Consider the following 17,432-nt stretch of genomic DNA (forward strand, 5'->3'; position numbering starts at 1 on the left):
CCGGACCGGCCGGTCCGCAGGTGAACGCGTACGGCGGTCGGTGCATGCGTACGGCGGCCGGTGCGCACCTCCGGCAGCAGGTGCACGCGTACGGCGGCCGGCCGCACACGTCCGGTCGCCGACACGCCCCGGATGCCGCCCGCCCCCGCCCGGCCTACGCTCGGTCCATGCCCCGCCGCCACCTGCGTATGACCGGCGCAGCCGACTGCTCGCTCGGGGCCGCCCTGCGGGCGCTGCGCACCGAGCTCGACCTGCCCGCCGCCTTCCCGCCCGAGGCACTGGCGGAGGCGGCGGAGGCGGCGCGGGCCCCGGACCTGGCGGCCCACGAGGACGCCACGGACCTGCCGTTCCTCACCATCGACCCGCCCACGTCCACAGACCTCGACCAGGCGATGTATCTGGAACGCCGCCGGGACGGGGCCGGCTACCGGGTGCACTACGCCATCGCCGACGTCGCCGCGTATCTCCGGCCGGGCGGCGCGCTCGACGCCGAGGCCCACCGCCGGGTCACCACGCTCTACTTCCCCGACGACCGGGTCCCCCTCCACCCCACCGTCCTCTCCGAGGGCGCCGCCAGCCTCCTCCCCGGCGAGACCCGCCCCGCCGCGCTGTGGCGGATCGACCTGGACGGCGACGGGCGGGCCGTCGCCACCGACGTACGCCGGGCCCTGGTCCGCAGCCGCGCGAAGCTCGACTACGCGGGCGTCCAGCGGCAGATCGACGCGGGCACCGCCGAGGAGCCCCTCGCCCTGCTCCGCGACATCGGACGGCTGCGCGAGGAACAGGAGCTGGCCCGGGGCGGCATCTCGCTCGACGTCCCCGAACAGGAGATCGTCGAGCACGACGGCGCCTACGGCCTCGCCTACCGCGCCCCGCTCCCCGCCGAGGCCTGGAACGCGCAGATCTCGCTGCTCACCGGCACGGCCGCCGCCCACCTGATGGCCGACACGGGCACCGGCATCCTGCGCACCCTCCCCGTCGCCCCGGACGGGGCCGTCGCCCGGCTGCGGCGCTCCGCCCGCGCCCTGCGCGTCGACTGGCCGCACCACGTCCCGTACGCCGAGGTCGTCCGCTCCCTCGACCCGGAGCAGGGCAACCACGCGGCGTTCCTCCAGGAATGCACGACCCTCCTGCGCGGCGCGGGCTACACCGCCTTCGACCACGGCGAACTCCCCGACCCTGCCGTGCACGCGGCGGTCGCCGACCTCTACACGCACTGCACCGCACCGCTGCGCCGCCTGGTCGACCGGTACGCGTCCGAACTCTGCCTCGCCGCGACCGCCGGGAAGGAACCCCCGGAGTGGGTCCGGGAAGCCCTCCCCGCCCTCCCGAAGGAGATGGCCGAGGGGACGCGGCGCGCCAACACCGTGGAGCGGGCCTGCGTCGACCTGGTCGAGGCGGCGCTGCTGGAGGGGCGGGAGGGCGAACTCTTCGACGCGTACGTGGTGGACATCCAGGAGCGGAACCCCACTACCGGCACGGTCCACCTCCGGGACCCGGCGATCGTCGGCCGGATCGAGGGCGGCACGGCCCCGCTGCCGCTGGGGGAGCGGCTGCGGGTCCGGCTCACGCGGGCAGGTCCGGCGTCGAGGACGGTGCTGTTCGCTCCGGCGTGAGCGGGGAAGCGAGCGGGGGCTTGAGAGCAGCGACGGCCGCCCGGGGATCGTCCGCGTTGAAGCGGAGCGTCCGGGCGCTCCCGCGCCGGCCGAGCGGCCGCACGAACTCCACCGGCTCCGTCAGCTCCACGGTCACCGTCGTCTGGCTCCCGACCGCCAGATCGAGCGTCCCGTCCTCGTCCACCCGGACCAGTCCACCACCCGGGAAGCGCCGGTCCACCCGGGCGGAGACGATGGCGGAGGCGGGCACCCGGAGGTCGAACAGGGCGCCGTAGCGCAGCCGCAGCGAACCGTCCGCCCCCACGAGATGCGGCCGGGTGACGCACGCCGCGTGGATCGCGAAGACCACGACGACGCCGTACACATCCACGACGAGCAGGATCGCGTGGACCAGCGGCCAGGGGATCACCAGGGCCAGCACCACCGTCTCCAGGACCGAGACGAAGGCGAAGGCGTACATCACCCCGGTCTGCGGCTCGGTGTACGGGACGGGCAGCGCCCCCTCCGGAACCCGGTGCCGGCGGCGTACGACCCACAGCCCGAGGCTGTGCAGGGCCCGGAACTCGTGCACCACGAGCCGCCGCAACGCCACCGGCACCAGCGTGCCCACCGCCGACCGCAGGGCCGCCCGCCGCCCGGTCCCGTCCCGCCGCCGGGCCGCGTACAGCCGCCACAGCACCGAGGCGTCGAGCACGAGCACGGCCACCACCAGGGCCTCGGCCCCCAGCAGGACCCCGACGGGTATCCGCACCCCGGCCACCACACAGACGACCAGCACCAGCTCGGCGGGCAGCACCGACCATGCGGCGGCCCTCGCCACCCGCAGCCCCGGCGTCATGACCTTCTCCCCTGGACCCGCAGGGCCAGCGCCTCCATCACCCGGCGCACCACCTCGCGCTGCGCGGGCGGATAGTCGTCGAGCAGCACCCGCCCGAACCCCGTCGCCGACGGCTCCCCTTCGGGGATCACCGCCAGCACCTCGTCCGGCACGGCCGCGACCAGCTCGGCCGCCAGGGGCGCGATGCGCGGGTCGTCCGTCCCGGCTTCTGCCAGCTCGTCGAGCCGCTCGTACAGCGCGAGCGCACCCGGATCCTCGGCCACCGGCCGCAGCGCGGCGAACACCTCGGACCCGGCCCCGTCGCCCGCCGCGTCCAGCAACGCCAGATGCTCGCGGTCCTTCGCGGCGGCCGGGGACGTGGTGTCGGGCGCGTTCTCCAGGAGCGCGGCGAGGGCGGGGGAGAGCGGCCCGTCCGAGGTGAGCGGCGCCTCCAGGAGCACGGCCAGGACCTGCCGCCGCTCATGGATCTCCCGCTCCTGCCGCGCCAGATCGGCGTCCAGCTCCCCGAGCACCTCGGCCAGCTCCCGCCCCGCGTCGTCGGCGAGCACGTCCCGCACCTCGTCCAGGGAGAGCCCGATCTCCGTCAGCCGCCGGATCCGGGCCAGCAGCACGGCATCGCGGACGGTGTACGCCCGATAGCCGTTGGACTGCCGGGCGGGCTCGGGCAGGAGGCCGATGTGGTGGTAGTGCCGGACGGCCCGGGATGTGACTCCCACGAGCGCGGCGATCTCTCCGATACGCATGTGGCCAGTAGAAACGTTGACGCTGCGGCAAGGTCAAGCGCCACGTTCCTTCCCGCGCTTTCGTCCACGCCGAGCGGTCCTGTGCCACGATCGGAGGAAGAACTCCCCTCTCACGGACGGCTGGTCCCCCGATGCCCCAGTCTGGCGAGCGACCGAGGAAGGAGCGTGACATGACTGCCATGGCGCACGAGCCGCTCACGCAGGCAGAAGTCCTTCTGGAGGGCTTCCTGGCCCTGGACACGCCGGAAGGCTTCCGGGCGGAACTGATCGAGGGGGAGATCGTCGTGACGCCGCCGCCGGACGGGGACCACGAGGACTACATCGGGCTGATCGCCGACCAAGTGGCCAGGCGCGCCCGAACGCGCATGCAGTTCTCCGGAAACAAAGGGCTGAGACTCCGCAGCGGCGGTGGCTGCCCGAAGAACCACGCCATCCCCGACGGCACCTTCGCCCCGCTTGAGCTCCGCCTCTTCCGCGGCGCCGACCCCTGGATGCCCTGCGATGGCGTCGCCCTGGTGGTGGAGGTGACCTCCACCAAGCCGCAGGCCGACCGCGAGGCCAAGCGCCGCTGCTATGCCCGTGGCGGCATCCCGCTCTATCTGCTCATCGACCGGGACCACGGCTCGGTGACGCTGTTCAGCGAACCGGAGAACGACGACTACCGCCAGCTCCTCACCATCCCGTACGGCAAGCCGCTCCCGCTCCCCGAGCCCTTCGCCTTCGATCTGGAGACCGGCGACTTCGGCTGAGGGAGACCGACCGGGCAGTCGGTCTGTACAGCCCGGTAGGATGGCGATCACGGCAGACGAGTCGTGCGGACGGCCGCGTGAGGATCCCCGGATCCTCCCGAGGAACGTCCGGGCTCCACAGGGCAGGGTGGTGGCTAACGGCCACCCGGGGTGACCCGCGGGACAGTGCCACAGAAAACAGACCGCCCGCGACTTCGGTCGCGGGTAAGGGTGAAACGGTGGTGTAAGAGACCACCAGCGCCTGAGGTGACTCAGGCGGCTAGGTAAACCCCACCCGGAGCAAGGTCAAGAGGGGGCGTGCCGGAAACGGGACGGCCCTGCGTGAACGTCCGAGGGCTGCTCGCCCGAGTTCACGGGTAGACCGCACGAGGCCGGCAGCAATGCCGGTCCTAGATGGATGGCCGTCTCCACGGCCGCCGCGAGGCGACCGTGAGACAGAACCCGGCGTACAGCACGGCTCGTCTGCCGGTGCGCTTACCAGGGCCTCCGGCCGGGTGTCTCACCTGGTCGGAGGCTCTTCCGTTGTCGTCGGCCCGATCGGCCAGCGGTCCGTCAGCTCCTCCGCGTACACCTGCGAGAGCGGCTGCGGGCCCACGTACTGCTGGCAGGTGCACTGCCCGGGCTCGTAGCGCAGCGGCTTCTTGTTCTCGTCCCAGGCCGTCGGCACCTCGACCTGCTCATGGCACCGGCCCTGCTTGTCGTGCTTGGCGAGATGGTGGGTGCAGCCGCACACCGGCTCCGGCGGCTTGTTCGCGGCCTCGAGCGCGAGCTGACTCCGCGTCGTCGCCTTCAGCAGTTCCAGCTTCCGCTTGTGCCGCTTGCGCAGGGCCTTGCGGAAGGTGTCCTGGGTCCAGGCGAAGCCCCCGACCCAGAAAAAGATGAGAATCCACCAGAACCAGCTCATCGCGATGTCCCCCTTGTGTTCCCCGTGTTCCCCAAGCCCTCTCGCCGCACCGGTATTTCACCTGCGCGACGACCCCTTGGCATGGTCTGCTGCCCGCGGCCATTGTTCCCCACCCGCACGGGCGGGGACGTACCGGCCCTGGGACGGGGAGTGATGCGGGTGACGGAGAGCATGTACGTGGGCGGGGCCATGGCGCCGGATGCGGTGCGGATACGTCGGGCGGCGGGCCGGGACGCGGAGGCTGTGACGAAAGTGTTCCTGGCCTCCCGTGCCGCCGCCATGCCGTATCTGCCCCGGGTCCACAGCGACGAGGACACCCTCGCGTGGATCACCCAGGTCGTGCTGCCCACCAGCACCGCGGTGTGGGTGGCCGAAGCAGTGGGCGAAGGCGGGGGCGGCGAGGTGCTGGGGTTCGCCGTGCTCGTCGGGGACGACGAGCTCGATCAGCTCTATCTGCGGCCCGACTCGTTGCGGCGCGGGATCGGGAGCCGGCTGCTGGCGGAGGTGCGCGGGGCGGTGGACGGGCCGATCGGCCTGTATGTGTTCCGGCGCAACGCCGCCGCCCGCGCCTTCTACGAGCGGCACGGGTTCACCGCCGTCGCGTTCGACGACGGCGGCCGCAACGAGGAGAACGAGCCCGATGTGCTCTACCGCTGGACGCCGTAGGCCCACCGGCCCGCGGGTCAGATGACCGGCGGGCGGCCCAGCCGTGTCATCTGCCACACCGTGGACCAGCGCATCGGGCGCCGCTCGCCGCACGGGGTGCGGACGCCCTCCGCGAAGCCGCCCGCCCAGGCGCGCAGGCCCTGCGGGTCGCGGGTGCGGGCCAGGGTCAGCAGGGTCCAGGTGCCGAGGTAGGCGGGGACCAGGGGGAGGGGCAGGTTGCGGCGGGCGAGCCAGACGCGGTTGCGGGCCGTCATCCGGTAGTAGACCGCGTGCCGGGCCGGCGACGTCTTCGGGTGCTGGAGCAGCAGCTCGGGCTCGTACAGCACCTTCCAGCCCGCGTCGAGCGCGCGCCAGGCGAGGTCCGTCTCCTCGTGGGTGAAGAAGAACTCCGCCGGCCACAGACCGGTCTGCTCCAGCATCTTCATGGAGAACGCGTGGCCGCCGCCGAGGAAGGCGGTGACCTCGCCGCCGCGCATCGGGTCGCCCGCGCGCAGGCGCGGCACATGGCGGCGCTGCGTCTCGCCGAGCTCGTCGGCGATCCGGAAGCCGACGATGCCGAGCCGGTCGTCGGCCGCGAAGTGGTCCCGTACCCGGCGGAAGACGTCCTTGTCGACCAGCAGCCCGTCGTCGTCCAGCTCGATCACCACGTCCACGTCGCCGATCTCGGCGAGCCTGCGCAGTCCCTCGTTCCGGCCGCCGGGGCAGCCGAGGTTCTCCGGCAGCTCGATGGTGGTGACCCCGCCGTCGAGGTCCTCCAGGCCGGGAGTGGAGGCGTAGTCCGGGAGCTCCGTACCGTTGCCGATGATCACGAGCCGGGTGGGCCGGACGTCCTGCATGGCGACCGACGCCAGCAGCGCCTCGACCGCCTGCGGGCGGTCCCCCATGGTCACGATGGATACGCCGATGCGTGGTGCGGACGGTGCGGACAAGGTCGGTACTCCTGGGCTCGGCTGCCGGTCGTCGGCTGCTGGTCGGCAGCGGTGCCCGCGATCGTAACGCCTCGCTGTTCAGTTCGCGGTCGCCGCCCGGTCATCTGCGGGCCCGTCGGTGTTCAGCAGCGCGTACACGGCCATGTCCCGCCGCTGGTCGCCCACCTGCTGCCAGCCGCGCAGCAGCCCCTCCCGCCGGAAGCCGACGTCCTCGGCGATCCGGGCGGAGGCGGTGTTCCACGGTTCGACGAAGAGCTGGAGGCGGTGGACGCCGAGGTCGTGCAGGGCCCAGCCCGTCACCGTACGCAGCGCGGCGCGGGCGACGCCCTGGCCGCGGGCGGGGGCGGTGAGCCAGTAGCCGAGGGAGGCGCGGCCCTCGGGCAGATCGCGCAGCCACAGCCCGATCGCGCCGACCGGGCGCCGGTCCCGGGAGCGGACGATGGCGAACGGGTACCCCGCGCCGGTGGCCGCGCGCTCCCACTGCCTGCGGACGAACGCCTCGGCGGCCGCGTCCGAGTAGCGGGACGGGATCGTGGTGATGAGCGGGATGTACGGGTCGAGCGAGGCCTCGCGGACCAGCGGGAGGTCGCTCATCTCCCAGGGGCGCAGGACGAAGTCCGGACCCGCGGACATGCTCGGGACGGTCAGGGGTTCGGGGCCGACGTCGGGGCCGGGGCCGGGCTCGGCATCGGAGCCCCGCCCGGTGCCGGAGCCTCGCCCGGTGTCGGGGCCCGGTCCGGTGTCGGTACGGGGGCCGGGTTCGGGACCCCGCTCGGGAGCAGCCATGTCCGTATCCTCCCGCTGTCGGTCCTGTTCCGCCCCCGGGGCGGAAGGCGGTGGCCGGTCCCGTCCTGCTCACGCCTCCGCCGCTGCCGTCCGGTCCCTCTCCGTCTCCCTCTCCGTCAGGAAGTACCCGGCGAGCAGGGCGCCGGCCAGGACCAGGGCGGAGTTCACGAGGATGGCGGTGGAGACGCCGGAGAGTATCGCCTCCGGCCCCGTCACGGCCCCCGTCCGGGCGGTGACGACCGCGCTCATCACCGGGATGCCGAGGGCGATGCCGACCTGCTGGGTCATCGTCGCCAGTCCGGTGGCCCGCCCCTGCTCCTCGTCGGGCAGGCCCGAGGTGGCCGTGACCATGAAGCCGACGATCATCAGCATGTTGCCCACACCGCCGACGAAGGTGGCCGTCAGCAGGAGCCAGATCCAGGAGCCGGACGTGCCGAGCGCGACGAGGGAGAGCGTGGCGACGGCCTGGACGGCCCCGCCCAGCACGATGGCGCGCCGGTTGCCGAACCGGCCCACCGCCCGTCCGCCGAGCATCCCGCCGACGACCGTGCCGATGCCCAGCACGCCGAACGCGAGGCCGGTGGCCAGCGCGGAGTAGCCGAGGACCTCCTGGAGATACAGGGTGAGCAGGAAGACCAGCGAGGTCTCCGTGACGAAGGCGATCAGCCCCGCGGCATTGCCCCAGACGATGCTGCGACGCTTCAGGATGTGCATCGGGACGAGCGGTGCGGCGGCCCGCTGCTCGATGCGGACGAAGGTGGCGAGCAGTGCGGCGCCCGCGGCCAGGGAGGCCAGTGTGGTGGGGGCGGTCCAGCCGGTCTCGCCGGCCTGCGTGAGTCCGAGGACGAGCAGCAGCAGCCCGCCGGTGACGGTGACCGCGCCGGGCACGTCCAGCCGGGGCCGCCGCTCCGGCCGGGAATCGGTGATCACGGACGGGGCCAGGAGCACGACCAGGGCCGCGACCGGTACGTTGATGAAGAAGGCCCAGCGCCAGGAGAGCAGGTCCGTCAGGAGGCCGCCGAGGATCGCTCCGGCGGTGAACCCGGCCGACATCAGGGCCCCGTTGAGCCCCAGCGCGCGTTCGCGCAGCGGCCCCTCCTTGAACGAGGTGGTCAGCAGCGCGAGTCCGGCGGGGGTGACGGCCGCGGTGGCCAGGCCCTGGAGCACGCGGGCGGTGAGGAGGACCCCGGGCGAGGTGGCGAGGCCGCCGAGCGCGGAGGAGAGACCGAGGACGACCATGCCGCCGATGAACAGGTTCTTGCGGCCGACGAGGTCGGCGACGCGTCCGAAGAGCAGGGTGAATCCGGCGGCGGCGAGCGCGAAGGACGTGGCGATCCACTGGAGGTCGCCGAGGGAGAAGCCGAGCCCTTCCCCGACGACGGGCAGTGCCACGTTCAGGATCGAGAAGTCCACCGCGATCATGAACTGGGAGCCGAGCAGCAGTGCCAGCACGAGCTTCTGGCGTCTCGTCATGCGGGGGCCGGCGGCGCGGGGGACGGCCGTCGGTCCGGTGGATGCGGGAGCGGTACGGGACATGGCAGGGACGCCTTCCTGAGCAGCACGGAATGACTTAACGGTTCTGTGGTTCCGTTAAGGTGGCGTCACCGTAACAGGGGAAGCGTTGTTAATGGAACTGGAGACCCGTTATGACTTCTGAAGGTGTCGACGCCGACGGTGGGGAGCCGGGCACCGTGCGCCCCGGCGGCCGCACCGCGCGGGTGCGGGAGGCGGTGCTGCGTGCGGCCGGGGACGCGCTGGTCGAGCACGGTTTCGACGGGCTCGACCTGGCCGACGTCGCCCGGCGGGCCGAGGTCGGCAAGACGACCGTCTACCGGCGCTGGGCCGCCCCCGCCGGGCTGGTGGCCGATCTGCTCACGGACATGGCGGAGCAGTCGCTGCCGCGCGCGGACACCGGATCGCTGGTCGGGGACCTCCGGGCCAACGCGCGCCTCGTGGTCCGCACGCTGACCGACCCCCGGCAGGGGCCTCTCTTCGTGGCCGTCATCGCCGCCGCCACCTGCGACCCGCGGGCCGCCGACGCCCTGCACCGCTTCTACGCGGTGCGGATCGGGGAGTGGTCCGGCTGCGTCGAAGCGGCGGTCGAACGCGGTGAACTGCCCGCCGGCACGGACCCCGGTGAGGTGATCGCGGCGGTGTCGGCGCCGCTGTACTACCGGCTGCTGGCCAGTGGCGCGCCGCTGGACGAGGCGGCGGCCGACCGTGCCGCCGACGCGGCGGTCGCCGCTGCGCGAGCCGGTGTGTTCGTACGGTGAGGAGAGCGGGGTGAGGGCGCGGAAACCCTACGGTGAGGAATGCGGCAGCCCTCGGTGGTGACCGGCTTCGCGGCGCCCGACGGCATGTCGATAAAGTGCCGGAATGATATTCGGTAAAGCCGGGTTCGGGGGTGCCGTCGCCGACTTCGAGGCCGCGGTGAAGGCGCGGGACGCCAAACGGTCCGGCAAGGCGTTCGCCCGGTTGCAGGAGACCTTCGGGCAGGCCAGGGAGTCGGAGCTGCTGGACGGCGGGCCGCGGCTCGCCGCCGTACTGGAGCAGGTGCCGCCCGGCCACCGTGCCGTCGTCGCCGTGCTCGTCGGGGCCTGCGTCGAACGAGGCGCGGACGCCGAGCGCTGCGCCCCGGGGGTGCTGGCCGGGCTGCGGTGGACCCTGGAGCAGGCCCTGGTGTGCACCGAGGCGTGGGCCGCGACCGGTGGCGGCGCGTTTCCCGCCCCCGACGGCGGCGAGCCGGGCCCGGAACTCGTGGAGCGGGCCGGCTTCGACGCCGCCGTCGGCTGGTGGACGCTTCCCCAGTGGGAGATGGCCGCCGTCGCGATGCTGAACCACCCCGGGGTGCGGCGGTCGGCCGGCTCCCGGGGCGAGGCGTTGCGGCTGCTCGGCGCGGTGGAGCGGGCCTCCGGCCTGGAGCTGAAGTCCCTCGCCCACGCCCTCCTGGTGCTGGACGACGAACCGCTCGTCGCCCTCCACCGGACGAGCGGCACCGGCTATCGCCTGCGGTTCTCCGGCATCGGGGACAACTTCCAGCTGCACACCCTGCTCGCCGACGCGCTCATAGGCGGCGGCCATGTGGAGGGCCGCGCGCCCTCGCCGCAGGAGGCGGCCGTCTGCCGGGAGACCCCCGGGCAGGTGGACGCCGTGGGCTCCTTCGACCTGGTCGCCCCGGACGGCGAACCGGTGTGGAACGAGGGCGCCCCGGCCGACATCCCCGTCGTCGACGGCGTCCGGCTGCTGGTCCTGGACGAGCCGTCCTACCGCAGGACCTGGCCCGCGGGCCGCTTCTTCCCCGGCATGCGCGGTGACGTCCTGCTGGAGCGCGCCCTCGACCCGGAGGAGACGGAGCGCTGGTACGCCCACGTCTCCCCGGTCAAGGACGCCACCGGCTGAACCGCGGCCGCCGCCTCGGTTCCGCGGACGCTCAGCTGATCCGGGCGCCCGTGCCGCTGACCCGGATCCGGGCGTCGTCCGCGCGCAGTTCGACGGTGAGCGTGCCGGGGCGGCCCATGTCCTCCCCCTGGCGCAGGGTCAGCACGGCGGCCTCCGGTACGAGCCCGAGCTCCCGTGCGTACGCGCCGAAGGCCGCGGCCGCCGCGCCCGTCGCCGGGTCCTCGACGACCCCGCCCACCGGGAACGGGTCGCGGACGTGGAAGAGCTCCGGCCCCTCGCGCCACACCAGTTGCAGGGTGGTCAGGTCCAGCCGGTGCATCAGCGCTTCGAGCCGCGCGAAGTCGTAGTCCAGGTCCGCCAGCCGCTCCCGGGTGGCGGCGGCCAGCACCAGATGCCGGGCCCCCGCGTAGGAGATCCGGGGCGGCAGGGCCGGGTCGAGATCGGCGGCCGCCCAGTCCAGGGCCGCCAGCGCCTCCGCCACATCGGCCGCGGCGGTCTCCTCGACCCGCGGGGCCACGCTGGTCAGGGTGGCGCGGAGCTCGCCGTTCTCGCGGACGACGGAGACCGGCACCGTACCCGCGGCCGTCGCGAACTCCAGCTCGCCCGGCCCGTCGCGCTCCGCCAGGGCGAGCGCCGTGGCGACCGTGGCATGGCCGCAGAACGGCACCTCGGCCTTCGGGCTGAAGTAGCGGATCGTGTACGCGCCTTCGCCGGTCCGCTCGGTCAGGAACGCCGACTCGCTGTAGCCCACCTCCGCAGCGACGGCGAGCATCCGCTCCTCGTCCAGACCGGAGGCGTCCAGGACGACTCCGGCGGGGTTTCCGCCCGCGGGGTCGGCGGAGAAGGCGGTGTAGCGCAGAACTTCGGGACCGTGATCATGTGTCATGCAGCAGTCAACCCGGCCGCCCCTCCCGTCATTCCCGGTACGGCGGTACGGCGGTACGACGGTACGACGCGCGAAAGGGCTGGTCGCGCCCCCCCCGGCCCGCGACCAGCCCTCCCCGGACAGTCCTCCCGGACGTGTCAGTGGCAGTTCTTGATGCCCTTGTTCGCCTTCGTGGACTTCTTCCAGGAGCAGGAGTCCTGGAGCTTCCCGTTCGGCTTGATCAGCCGGGCCTTGTCGCCGGTGTTGTTCCAGACGTACGCGCCCCGGTTCCAGTGCACGGTGCCCGAGACGTTCTTGCCCTTGCCGGTGCGGAGCTTGACCGTCTTGCCCGCGCCGATGGTGTAGCTGCCGAAGGTGTAGGTGAAGCCGGTGTTGTCCTTCACCTTGAAGCCCTTGAGCTGGACCTTCTTCTTGCCGTTGTTGTGGATGTTCACCCACTCGGCGTTCAGCGACTTCTTCGACCGGTCGTCCTTGCCGGGGCCGTCGTACTGAACCGTCCCGAAGTGCAGCCCGCCCTGGTGGGCGGCCGCCGAGGCCGGTGCCGCCGTGGCGAGGAGCGAGCCGGCCAGTGCGGTGGCGGCGGCCAGGGCGATCGGCGCAGCGGTGCGTATGCGCATGCGGTGTTCCTTCTGTGGTGTTCTGGTGAAGGCGTAACGAGATGCGATCATACGGACAGCACGCGCTTGCTCGGTCACAGGCGGATAAATTGGCAAATCCGGTCACTCGATGGCTAATTAGCGGCCGAATGTGATCGCATGCGGGCTCAGCCGCGCCCGACGTACGGCATGTTCGTCGCCATGACCGTGGCGAACGGGATGTTCGCCTCCAGCGGCAGTTCCGCCATGTGCAGCACCGTCCGCGCCACGTCGGACGCCGCCATCACCGGCTCCACCGCCAGCTCCCCGTTGGCCTGCGGGATCCCGGTCCGCATCCGCTCGGTCATCTCCGTCGCCGCGTTGCCGATGTCGATCTGCCCGCAGGCGATCCGGTAGGGCCGGCCGTCCAGTGACAGCGACTTCGTCAGCCCGGTGATCGCGTGCTTGGTCGCGGTGTACGCGATCGAGTGCGGGCGGGGCGCGTGGGCGGAGATCGAGCCGTTGTTGATGATCCGGCCGCCCTGCGGGTCCTGCTCCTTCATCAGCCGGTACGCCGCCTGCGCGCACAGGAACGCACCCGTCAGGTTCACGTCCACGACCGCCCGCCAGTCCTCGGCGGCGAGGTCCTCCAGAGGTACGCCGCCGGGGCCGAACGTGCCCGCGTTGTTGAACAGCAGGTCCAGCCGGCCGAACCGCTCCCGTACGGCGGTGAAGAGTGCGCCGACCTCGTCGGCGTCGGACACGTCCGTGGTGACGCACAGTGCCTCGGTGTCCCCGGCGGCGGCCGCCGTCTCCGCCAGCGGTTCGGCCCGCCGGCCCGCCAGCGCGAGCGACCAGCCCGCACCCGCGAGGGCGAGCGCGACGGCCCGCCCGATCCCTGATCCCGCACCCGTGACGACAGCGACCTTCTGCTCTGTGTTCATGGCCCGGCAGCGTACGGGACAGATCGGTGCACGGGGCACGCGGTGCTCATCGACCCGCCATGCGGATGTTGTGCACGCGACAACGGTGCGTCGTCGCGGGCGGCTGCCATGAATCCCGACAGCATCCGGGCTGAGGAGGGGCATATGACAGCCGCACAGACCATCATGACGCCCGATCAGAGCACCCGAGCGACCGAACTCCGCACCGCCGCCCGCTTACTCGAACCGGGGGTGGGGCGCAGGCGCTTCCTGACCGCGACCGGAGCCGCCGCCGCGCTCGCCTTCGCCGTGAACCTGCCCGCCGCCGGCACGGCGAGCGCCGCCGAGCTCGACTCCCGGCGGATCACCGAGGACCCGTTCACCCTCGGCGTCGCCTCCGGCGACCCGCACCCCGCGTCCGTCCTGATCTGGACCCGGCTCGCCCCCCGCCCCTACGAGCCGGGCGGCGGACTGCCGCGCGAGCGGGTCGAGGTGCGCTGGGAGGTGGCCCGCGACGAGCGCTTCCGCCGTGTCGAGCGGCGCGGATCGGTCACCGCCCACCCGGAGTTCGCCCACAGCGTCCGCGCCGAGGTCCAGGGCCTCGGCTCCGGCCGGGTCTACTACTACCGCTTCCGTACCGGCAGCTGGACCAGCCCGGTCGGCCGCACCCGCACCGCCCCGGCCCCCGGAGCCCGTAACAGCTCCCTGACCCTGGCCGCCGTCTCCTGCCAGGCGTACCACGACGGGTACTTCACCGCCCACCGCCACCTCGCCGCCGAGGACGTCGACGTCGTGTTCCACCTCGGCGACTACCTCTACGAGTACGCCGTCACCGCCACCGGCGGCGCGCGGAACTACACCGACCGCACCCTCCCCGCGCACTACAACCGCGAGACGGAGAACCTGGAGGACTACCGGCTGCGCTACGCCCTCTACAAGTCCGACCCGGACCTGCGCGCCGCCCACGCCGCCCACCCCTTCGTCGTCACCTGGGACGACCACGAGACCGAGAACAACTACGCCGGCGAGATCCCCGAGAACGACGTACCGCCCGAGGAGTTCCTGCTGCGCAGGGCCGCCGCGTACCGCGCGTACTGGGAGAACCAGCCGCTGCGCACCCCGCAGCGCCCCACCGGCCCGGACATGACGCTCTACCGCCGCCTCCGCTTCGGCCGGCTCGCCCAGTTCGACATCCTCGACACCCGCCAGTACCGCAGCGACCAGGCGTACGGCGACGGCTGGCGCACCCCGGGCCCCGAGTCCGAGGACCCCGCGCGCACCATGACCGGGGCCGCCCAGGAACGCTGGCTGACCGACGGCTGGCGCGCCTCGGACGCCACCTGGAACGTCGTGCCGCAACAGGTGACCTTCGCCCAGCGGCGCGATGTGCCCACCGACGCCTACAAGCTCTCCATGGACTCCTGGGACGGCTACCCGGCCTCCCGGCAGCGGGTGCTGGCCGGGGCCGAGGCCGCCGGGGTGGAGAACCTGATGGTCCTCACCGGCGACGTCCACGTCTCCTACGCCTTCGACCTCAAGAAGGACTTCGACGACCCCGCGTCGCGCACCGTCGGCACGGAGATCGTCACCACCTCGATCAGCAGCGGCAAGGACGGCGCGGACCGGCCCGCCAACTGGGAGAACCAGACCCGCGCCAACCCGCACCTGAAGCACTACAACGGGCGGCGCGGCTACGCGGTCGTCACCCTCGGCACGAAGGAGGCCCGCGCCGACTTCCGTACGGTGGCGGCCGTCACGACCCCCGGAGCGCCGCTCACCACGGCCGCCTCCTTCGTCACCGAGGCGGGCAACCCCGGGCTCACCCCCGCGTAACCGGGCTCAGCGGTCCGCCGGGTAGCGGACGCCGATGCGGTCCCGTACCGCGTCGAGCGTCCGCATCACCGCGAGCGAACCCTCCAGAGGGACGAGCGGGGACTCGGTCTCGCCCGCCCGCACCGCGCGCGCTACCTCGGCAGCCTCGTACTGCATGCCGGACAGGCCCACCGGGCCGGGGCCCGACGTGATCGTCTCCGGCTCCTTCCCCGCCCGCCGCAGCACGAAGTGGTCCGGGTGGAAGAAGTCGCGGGGGATGTCGATCCGCCCGGCCGTGCCGATCACGGTCGCCGCCGTCGGGTGGTGGCCGACGATCGAGCAGGACAGCAGCGCGTTCGCACCGGAGTCCCAGCCGAGCAGCATCCCCGTGTTCAGGTCGACACCCTCGGGGGAGAGCAGCGCGTCGGCCTGAACCCGGTCCGGCTCACCCAGCAGCAGCTGCGCGAACGACACCGGATAGACCCCGAGGTCCAGCAGCGCCCCGCCGCCCAGGTCCGGATCGCGCAGCCGGTGCCCCGGAGCGAAGTCGCCCGCGAAGCCGAAGTCCGCCTGTACGGTACGGATCTCGCCGATCGCCCCATCCCGGACCAGCTCGGTCAGCCGGCGGATCACCGGGTTGAGGTAGGTCCACATGGCCTCCATCAGGAACAGGCCACGGTCCCGGGCCAGCGCCACCAGCTCCCGCGCCTCCCGGCTGTTGAGCGTGAACGCCTTCTCGCACAGCACATGCTTTCCGGCCCTCAGCGCCAGCCCGGCCGCCGCGTGGTGCGCCGAGTGCGGGGTGGCCACGTACACCACGTCCACCTCGTCGTCGGCGACCAGCTCCGCCCAGCTGCCGTAGGCCCGCCCGATCCCGTGCCGCTCGGCGAAGGCCCGCGCCGAGGCCTCCGTGCGCGAGGCGACGGCCACCACCTCGGCGTCGGGGAGTTTCCGCACATCCGCCGTGAAGGTCGCGGCTATGCCGCCCGTCGCCAGCACACCCCAGCGCACCGTCCCACCCATGCCCGCCACCCCAGTCCGCCCAGTCCGCCCGAAAAAGGTATCGACCACTCCGGCCGAGCTGAGAGCATAGATGCGGATTCAACGATGTGGAGAAGAGAATGCCGGACAGCGGCGGCAGCCGGGCCCAGCGAGCACACATACCCACGACCGGGACCGGCGCGGGGACCGAGGACCGGCAGCCCCCGCACGGTGACGCGGGCGCCCTCGCCGTCGACCCGGCGGCCCCGCAGATCACCGCCCCCGCCGGCCTGCCGGGAACCCCTGGTCAGCCGGGAACCCCCGGTCCGCCGGGAAGCTCCGGCCGCTCCGGGCTCCCCGGCCCGGCGGCGAAGGCGGCCCGGCGCACCGGATTCCTGGTCACCATGGTCCTCGGCGGACTCACCGCACTGCCGCCGCTCTCCATGGACATGTACCTCCCGGCGCTCCCCGCGGTCACCGACTCCCTGAGCGCCCCCGCCGCCACCGTCCAGCTCACCCTGACCGCGTGCCTGGCCGGAATGGCGCTCGGCCAGCTCGTCGTCGGACCGATGAGCGACCGCTGGGGCCGCCGCAAGCCCCTGCTGCTGGGCATGGTCGTCTACGTCCTCGCCACCGCGATCTGCGCCCTGGCCCCCACCGCCGAACTCCTCATCGGCTTCCGCCTCCTCCAGGGGCTCGCGGGCGCGGCCGGCATCGTCATCGCGCGGGCCGTGGTGCGCGACCTCTACGACGGCGTGGAGATGGCCCGGTTCTTCTCCACTCTGATGCTGATCTCCGGCGTCGCCCCGATCATCGCGCCGCTGATCGGCGGCCAGGTCCTGCGGGTCACCGACTGGCGCGGCATCTTCGTCGTCCTGACCGGCGTCGGCATCGCCCTCACCCTCGTGGTCTGGAAGTGGCTGCACGAGACGCTGCCGCCCGCCGACCGCCACACCGGCGGGGTCACCGACGCCCTGCGCACCATGCGCGGGCTGCTCGCCGACCGGGTCTTCACCGGCTACATGGTCACGGGCGGTCTCGCCTTCGCCGTCCTCTTCGCGTACATCGCCGCCTCCCCGTTCGTCGTGCAGGAGATCTACGGGGCCTCGCCCCAGACCTTCAGCCTGCTCTTCGGGCTCAACTCGATCGGCCTGATCATCGTCGGGCAGATCAACGGCAAGCTGCTCGTGGGCCGGTTCCGCCTCGACAAGGTGCTCGGCTTCGGCCTCTCGGTGATCGTCCTGGCCGCCGTCGCGCTGCTGCTCATGACGACCGGCGTCTTCGGCGAGGTCGGCCTCGTGCCGGTCGCCGCCGGGCTGTTCGTGCTGATGTCGGCGATGGGCCTCGCGATGCCGAACACCAACGCCCAGGCGCTGATGCGGACCAAGCACGCGGCGGGCTCCGCCTCCGCGCTGCTCGGCACGTCCTCGTTCCTCATCGGCGCCATCGCCTCCCCGCTGGTCGGCATCGCGGGGGAGGACACGGCCGTACCGATGGCCGTCGTCCAGGTGGCGTGCGCGGTGGCGGCGATGGCCTGCTTCCTGCTCCTGTGCCGCCCCTGGCAGCGCACGGGGCGCGAGGGCGGCCTCTGAGGGAGCACCCCGGCTGAGGGAGCCGCCCCGGCC

17 protein-coding genes and 1 other RNA gene are annotated in these 17,432 nt (G+C 72.9%); 8 read left to right on the top strand and 10 right to left on the bottom strand.

Translation table 11 applies throughout. From position 1 onward, the window contains the following. Nucleotides 1-167: 167 nt before the first annotated feature. On the top strand, nt 168-1,616 hold the full coding sequence (locus ACIQPT_RS11165; protein ID WP_401154850.1) for an RNB domain-containing ribonuclease: 1,449 nt from the start codon (nt 168-170) through the stop codon (nt 1,614-1,616). Here the strand turns inward: ACIQPT_RS11165 and ACIQPT_RS11170 are convergent. Beyond that, nucleotides 1,567-2,454, bottom strand: a complete 888-nt coding sequence (locus ACIQPT_RS11170; RefSeq protein ID WP_401154851.1) for a hypothetical protein — start codon at nt 2,452-2,454, stop codon at nt 1,567-1,569. The genes ACIQPT_RS11165 and ACIQPT_RS11170 overlap by 50 nt on opposite strands. Further along, nucleotides 2,451-3,197, bottom strand: a complete 747-nt coding sequence (locus tag ACIQPT_RS11175; protein ID WP_401154853.1) for a MerR family transcriptional regulator — start codon at nt 3,195-3,197, stop codon at nt 2,451-2,453. The genes ACIQPT_RS11170 and ACIQPT_RS11175 overlap by 4 nt, the downstream gene beginning before the upstream one ends. Before the next feature lie 179 nt (nt 3,198-3,376). Between ACIQPT_RS11175 and ACIQPT_RS11180 the strand changes: the two genes are divergently transcribed. Together ACIQPT_RS11180 and rnpB are read left to right on the top strand one after the other, a co-directional pair. Further along, nucleotides 3,377-3,946, top strand: a complete 570-nt coding sequence (locus tag ACIQPT_RS11180) for a Uma2 family endonuclease (RefSeq protein WP_401155159.1) — start codon at nt 3,377-3,379, stop codon at nt 3,944-3,946. 57 nt (nt 3,947-4,003) lie between these two features. After that, nucleotides 4,004-4,411, top strand: an RNA gene (gene rnpB, locus ACIQPT_RS11185) — RNase P RNA component class A. Between the two features lie 34 nt (nt 4,412-4,445). On the opposite strand, the gene ACIQPT_RS11190 is transcribed toward rnpB, so the two are convergent. Beyond that, a complete protein-coding gene (locus ACIQPT_RS11190) occupies nt 4,446-4,850 on the bottom strand; it encodes a hypothetical protein (protein ID WP_401154855.1) in 405 nt (134 codons plus the stop codon). Between the two features lie 153 nt (nt 4,851-5,003). On the opposite strand from ACIQPT_RS11190, the gene ACIQPT_RS11195 reads away from it, so the two are divergent. After that, the gene (locus tag ACIQPT_RS11195) at nt 5,004-5,516 is read left to right on the top strand and encodes a GNAT family N-acetyltransferase (RefSeq protein WP_401154857.1); all 513 of its coding nucleotides are present in this window, start codon (nt 5,004-5,006) and stop codon (nt 5,514-5,516) included. 17 nt (nt 5,517-5,533) lie between these two features. On the opposite strand, the gene ACIQPT_RS11200 is transcribed toward ACIQPT_RS11195, so the two are convergent. The 3 genes from ACIQPT_RS11200 to ACIQPT_RS11210 all read right to left on the bottom strand — a co-directional run bounded on the left by ACIQPT_RS11200 (nt 5,534) and on the right by ACIQPT_RS11210 (nt 8,767). Further along, the gene (locus ACIQPT_RS11200) at nt 5,534-6,445 is read right to left on the bottom strand and encodes a glycosyltransferase family 2 protein (protein ID WP_401154859.1); all 912 of its coding nucleotides are present in this window, start codon (nt 6,443-6,445) and stop codon (nt 5,534-5,536) included. Between the two features lie 78 nt (nt 6,446-6,523). Then, on the bottom strand, nt 6,524-7,231 hold the full coding sequence (locus ACIQPT_RS11205; protein ID WP_401154861.1) for a GNAT family N-acetyltransferase: 708 nt from the start codon (nt 7,229-7,231) through the stop codon (nt 6,524-6,526). Nucleotides 7,232-7,300: 69 nt separating this feature from the next. Further along, nucleotides 7,301-8,767 carry an MFS transporter gene (locus tag ACIQPT_RS11210; protein ID WP_401154862.1) on the bottom strand — a complete coding sequence of 489 codons (1,467 nt, stop codon included), beginning with the start codon at nt 8,765-8,767 and terminating at the stop codon, nt 7,301-7,303. A gap of 110 nt (nt 8,768-8,877) precedes the next feature. On the opposite strand from ACIQPT_RS11210, the gene ACIQPT_RS11215 reads away from it, so the two are divergent. Further along, nucleotides 8,878-9,504, top strand: coding sequence for a TetR/AcrR family transcriptional regulator (locus tag ACIQPT_RS11215; RefSeq protein ID WP_401154864.1), 627 nt, complete (start codon nt 8,878-8,880; stop codon nt 9,502-9,504). Between the two features lie 103 nt (nt 9,505-9,607). Next, nucleotides 9,608-10,630 carry a hypothetical protein gene (locus tag ACIQPT_RS11220; protein WP_401154865.1) on the top strand — a complete coding sequence of 341 codons (1,023 nt, stop codon included), beginning with the start codon at nt 9,608-9,610 and terminating at the stop codon, nt 10,628-10,630. 31 nt (nt 10,631-10,661) lie between these two features. On the opposite strand, the gene ACIQPT_RS11225 is transcribed toward ACIQPT_RS11220, so the two are convergent. The 3 genes from ACIQPT_RS11225 to ACIQPT_RS11235 all read right to left on the bottom strand — a co-directional run bounded on the left by ACIQPT_RS11225 (nt 10,662) and on the right by ACIQPT_RS11235 (nt 13,035). Then, nucleotides 10,662-11,516, bottom strand: a complete 855-nt coding sequence (locus ACIQPT_RS11225) for a PhzF family phenazine biosynthesis protein (RefSeq protein WP_401154867.1) — start codon at nt 11,514-11,516, stop codon at nt 10,662-10,664. Between the two features lie 137 nt (nt 11,517-11,653). Next, nucleotides 11,654-12,133, bottom strand: coding sequence for a lamin tail domain-containing protein (locus ACIQPT_RS11230; RefSeq protein WP_401154868.1), 480 nt, complete (start codon nt 12,131-12,133; stop codon nt 11,654-11,656). Between the two features lie 146 nt (nt 12,134-12,279). Further along, nucleotides 12,280-13,035 carry an SDR family oxidoreductase gene (locus ACIQPT_RS11235; RefSeq protein ID WP_401154870.1) on the bottom strand — a complete coding sequence of 252 codons (756 nt, stop codon included), beginning with the start codon at nt 13,033-13,035 and terminating at the stop codon, nt 12,280-12,282. Nucleotides 13,036-13,179: 144 nt separating this feature from the next. On the opposite strand from ACIQPT_RS11235, the gene ACIQPT_RS11240 reads away from it, so the two are divergent. Next, nucleotides 13,180-14,847, top strand: coding sequence for an alkaline phosphatase D family protein (locus ACIQPT_RS11240; protein ID WP_401154872.1), 1,668 nt, complete (start codon nt 13,180-13,182; stop codon nt 14,845-14,847). 6 nt (nt 14,848-14,853) lie between these two features. Here ACIQPT_RS11240 and ACIQPT_RS11245 read toward each other — a convergent pair whose 3' ends face one another. Then, a complete protein-coding gene (locus ACIQPT_RS11245; RefSeq protein ID WP_401154874.1) occupies nt 14,854-15,849 on the bottom strand; it encodes a Gfo/Idh/MocA family protein in 996 nt (331 codons plus the stop codon). Between the two features lie 98 nt (nt 15,850-15,947). Between ACIQPT_RS11245 and ACIQPT_RS11250 the strand changes: the two genes are divergently transcribed. Further along, on the top strand, nt 15,948-17,399 hold the full coding sequence (locus ACIQPT_RS11250) for a multidrug effflux MFS transporter (protein WP_401154876.1): 1,452 nt from the start codon (nt 15,948-15,950) through the stop codon (nt 17,397-17,399). Nucleotides 17,400-17,432 lie beyond the last annotated feature (33 nt).

It is taken from the genome of Streptomyces sp. NPDC091289 (assembly GCF_044757365.1).
Lineage (GTDB): Bacteria > Actinomycetota > Actinomycetes > Streptomycetales > Streptomycetaceae > Streptomyces.

What these genes read in the sequence shown, in the direction of transcription:
- ACIQPT_RS11165 (WP_401154850.1), top strand. Translation starts at nt 168, where the DNA reads ATGCCCCGCCGCCACCTGCGTATGACCGGCGCAGCCGACTGCTCGCTC.
- ACIQPT_RS11170 (WP_401154851.1), bottom strand. Translation starts at nt 2,454, where the DNA reads ATGACGCCGGGGCTGCGGGTGGCGAGGGCCGCCGCATGGTCGGTGCTG.
- ACIQPT_RS11175 (WP_401154853.1), bottom strand. Translation starts at nt 3,197, where the DNA reads ATGCGTATCGGAGAGATCGCCGCGCTCGTGGGAGTCACATCCCGGGCC.
- ACIQPT_RS11180 (WP_401155159.1), top strand. Translation starts at nt 3,377, where the DNA reads ATGGCGCACGAGCCGCTCACGCAGGCAGAAGTCCTTCTGGAGGGCTTC.
- ACIQPT_RS11190 (WP_401154855.1), bottom strand. Translation starts at nt 4,850, where the DNA reads ATGAGCTGGTTCTGGTGGATTCTCATCTTTTTCTGGGTCGGGGGCTTC.
- ACIQPT_RS11195 (WP_401154857.1), top strand. Translation starts at nt 5,004, where the DNA reads ATGCGGGTGACGGAGAGCATGTACGTGGGCGGGGCCATGGCGCCGGAT.
- ACIQPT_RS11205 (WP_401154861.1), bottom strand. Translation starts at nt 7,231, where the DNA reads ATGGCTGCTCCCGAGCGGGGTCCCGAACCCGGCCCCCGTACCGACACC.
- ACIQPT_RS11210 (WP_401154862.1), bottom strand. Translation starts at nt 8,767, where the DNA reads ATGTCCCGTACCGCTCCCGCATCCACCGGACCGACGGCCGTCCCCCGC.
- ACIQPT_RS11215 (WP_401154864.1), top strand. Translation starts at nt 8,878, where the DNA reads ATGACTTCTGAAGGTGTCGACGCCGACGGTGGGGAGCCGGGCACCGTG.
- ACIQPT_RS11220 (WP_401154865.1), top strand. Translation starts at nt 9,608, where the DNA reads ATGATATTCGGTAAAGCCGGGTTCGGGGGTGCCGTCGCCGACTTCGAG.
- ACIQPT_RS11225 (WP_401154867.1), bottom strand. Translation starts at nt 11,516, where the DNA reads ATGACACATGATCACGGTCCCGAAGTTCTGCGCTACACCGCCTTCTCC.
- ACIQPT_RS11230 (WP_401154868.1), bottom strand. Translation starts at nt 12,133, where the DNA reads ATGCGCATACGCACCGCTGCGCCGATCGCCCTGGCCGCCGCCACCGCA.
- ACIQPT_RS11235 (WP_401154870.1), bottom strand. Translation starts at nt 13,035, where the DNA reads ATGAACACAGAGCAGAAGGTCGCTGTCGTCACGGGTGCGGGATCAGGG.
- ACIQPT_RS11240 (WP_401154872.1), top strand. Translation starts at nt 13,180, where the DNA reads ATGACAGCCGCACAGACCATCATGACGCCCGATCAGAGCACCCGAGCG.
- ACIQPT_RS11245 (WP_401154874.1), bottom strand. Translation starts at nt 15,849, where the DNA reads ATGGGTGGGACGGTGCGCTGGGGTGTGCTGGCGACGGGCGGCATAGCC.
- ACIQPT_RS11250 (WP_401154876.1), top strand. Translation starts at nt 15,948, where the DNA reads ATGCCGGACAGCGGCGGCAGCCGGGCCCAGCGAGCACACATACCCACG.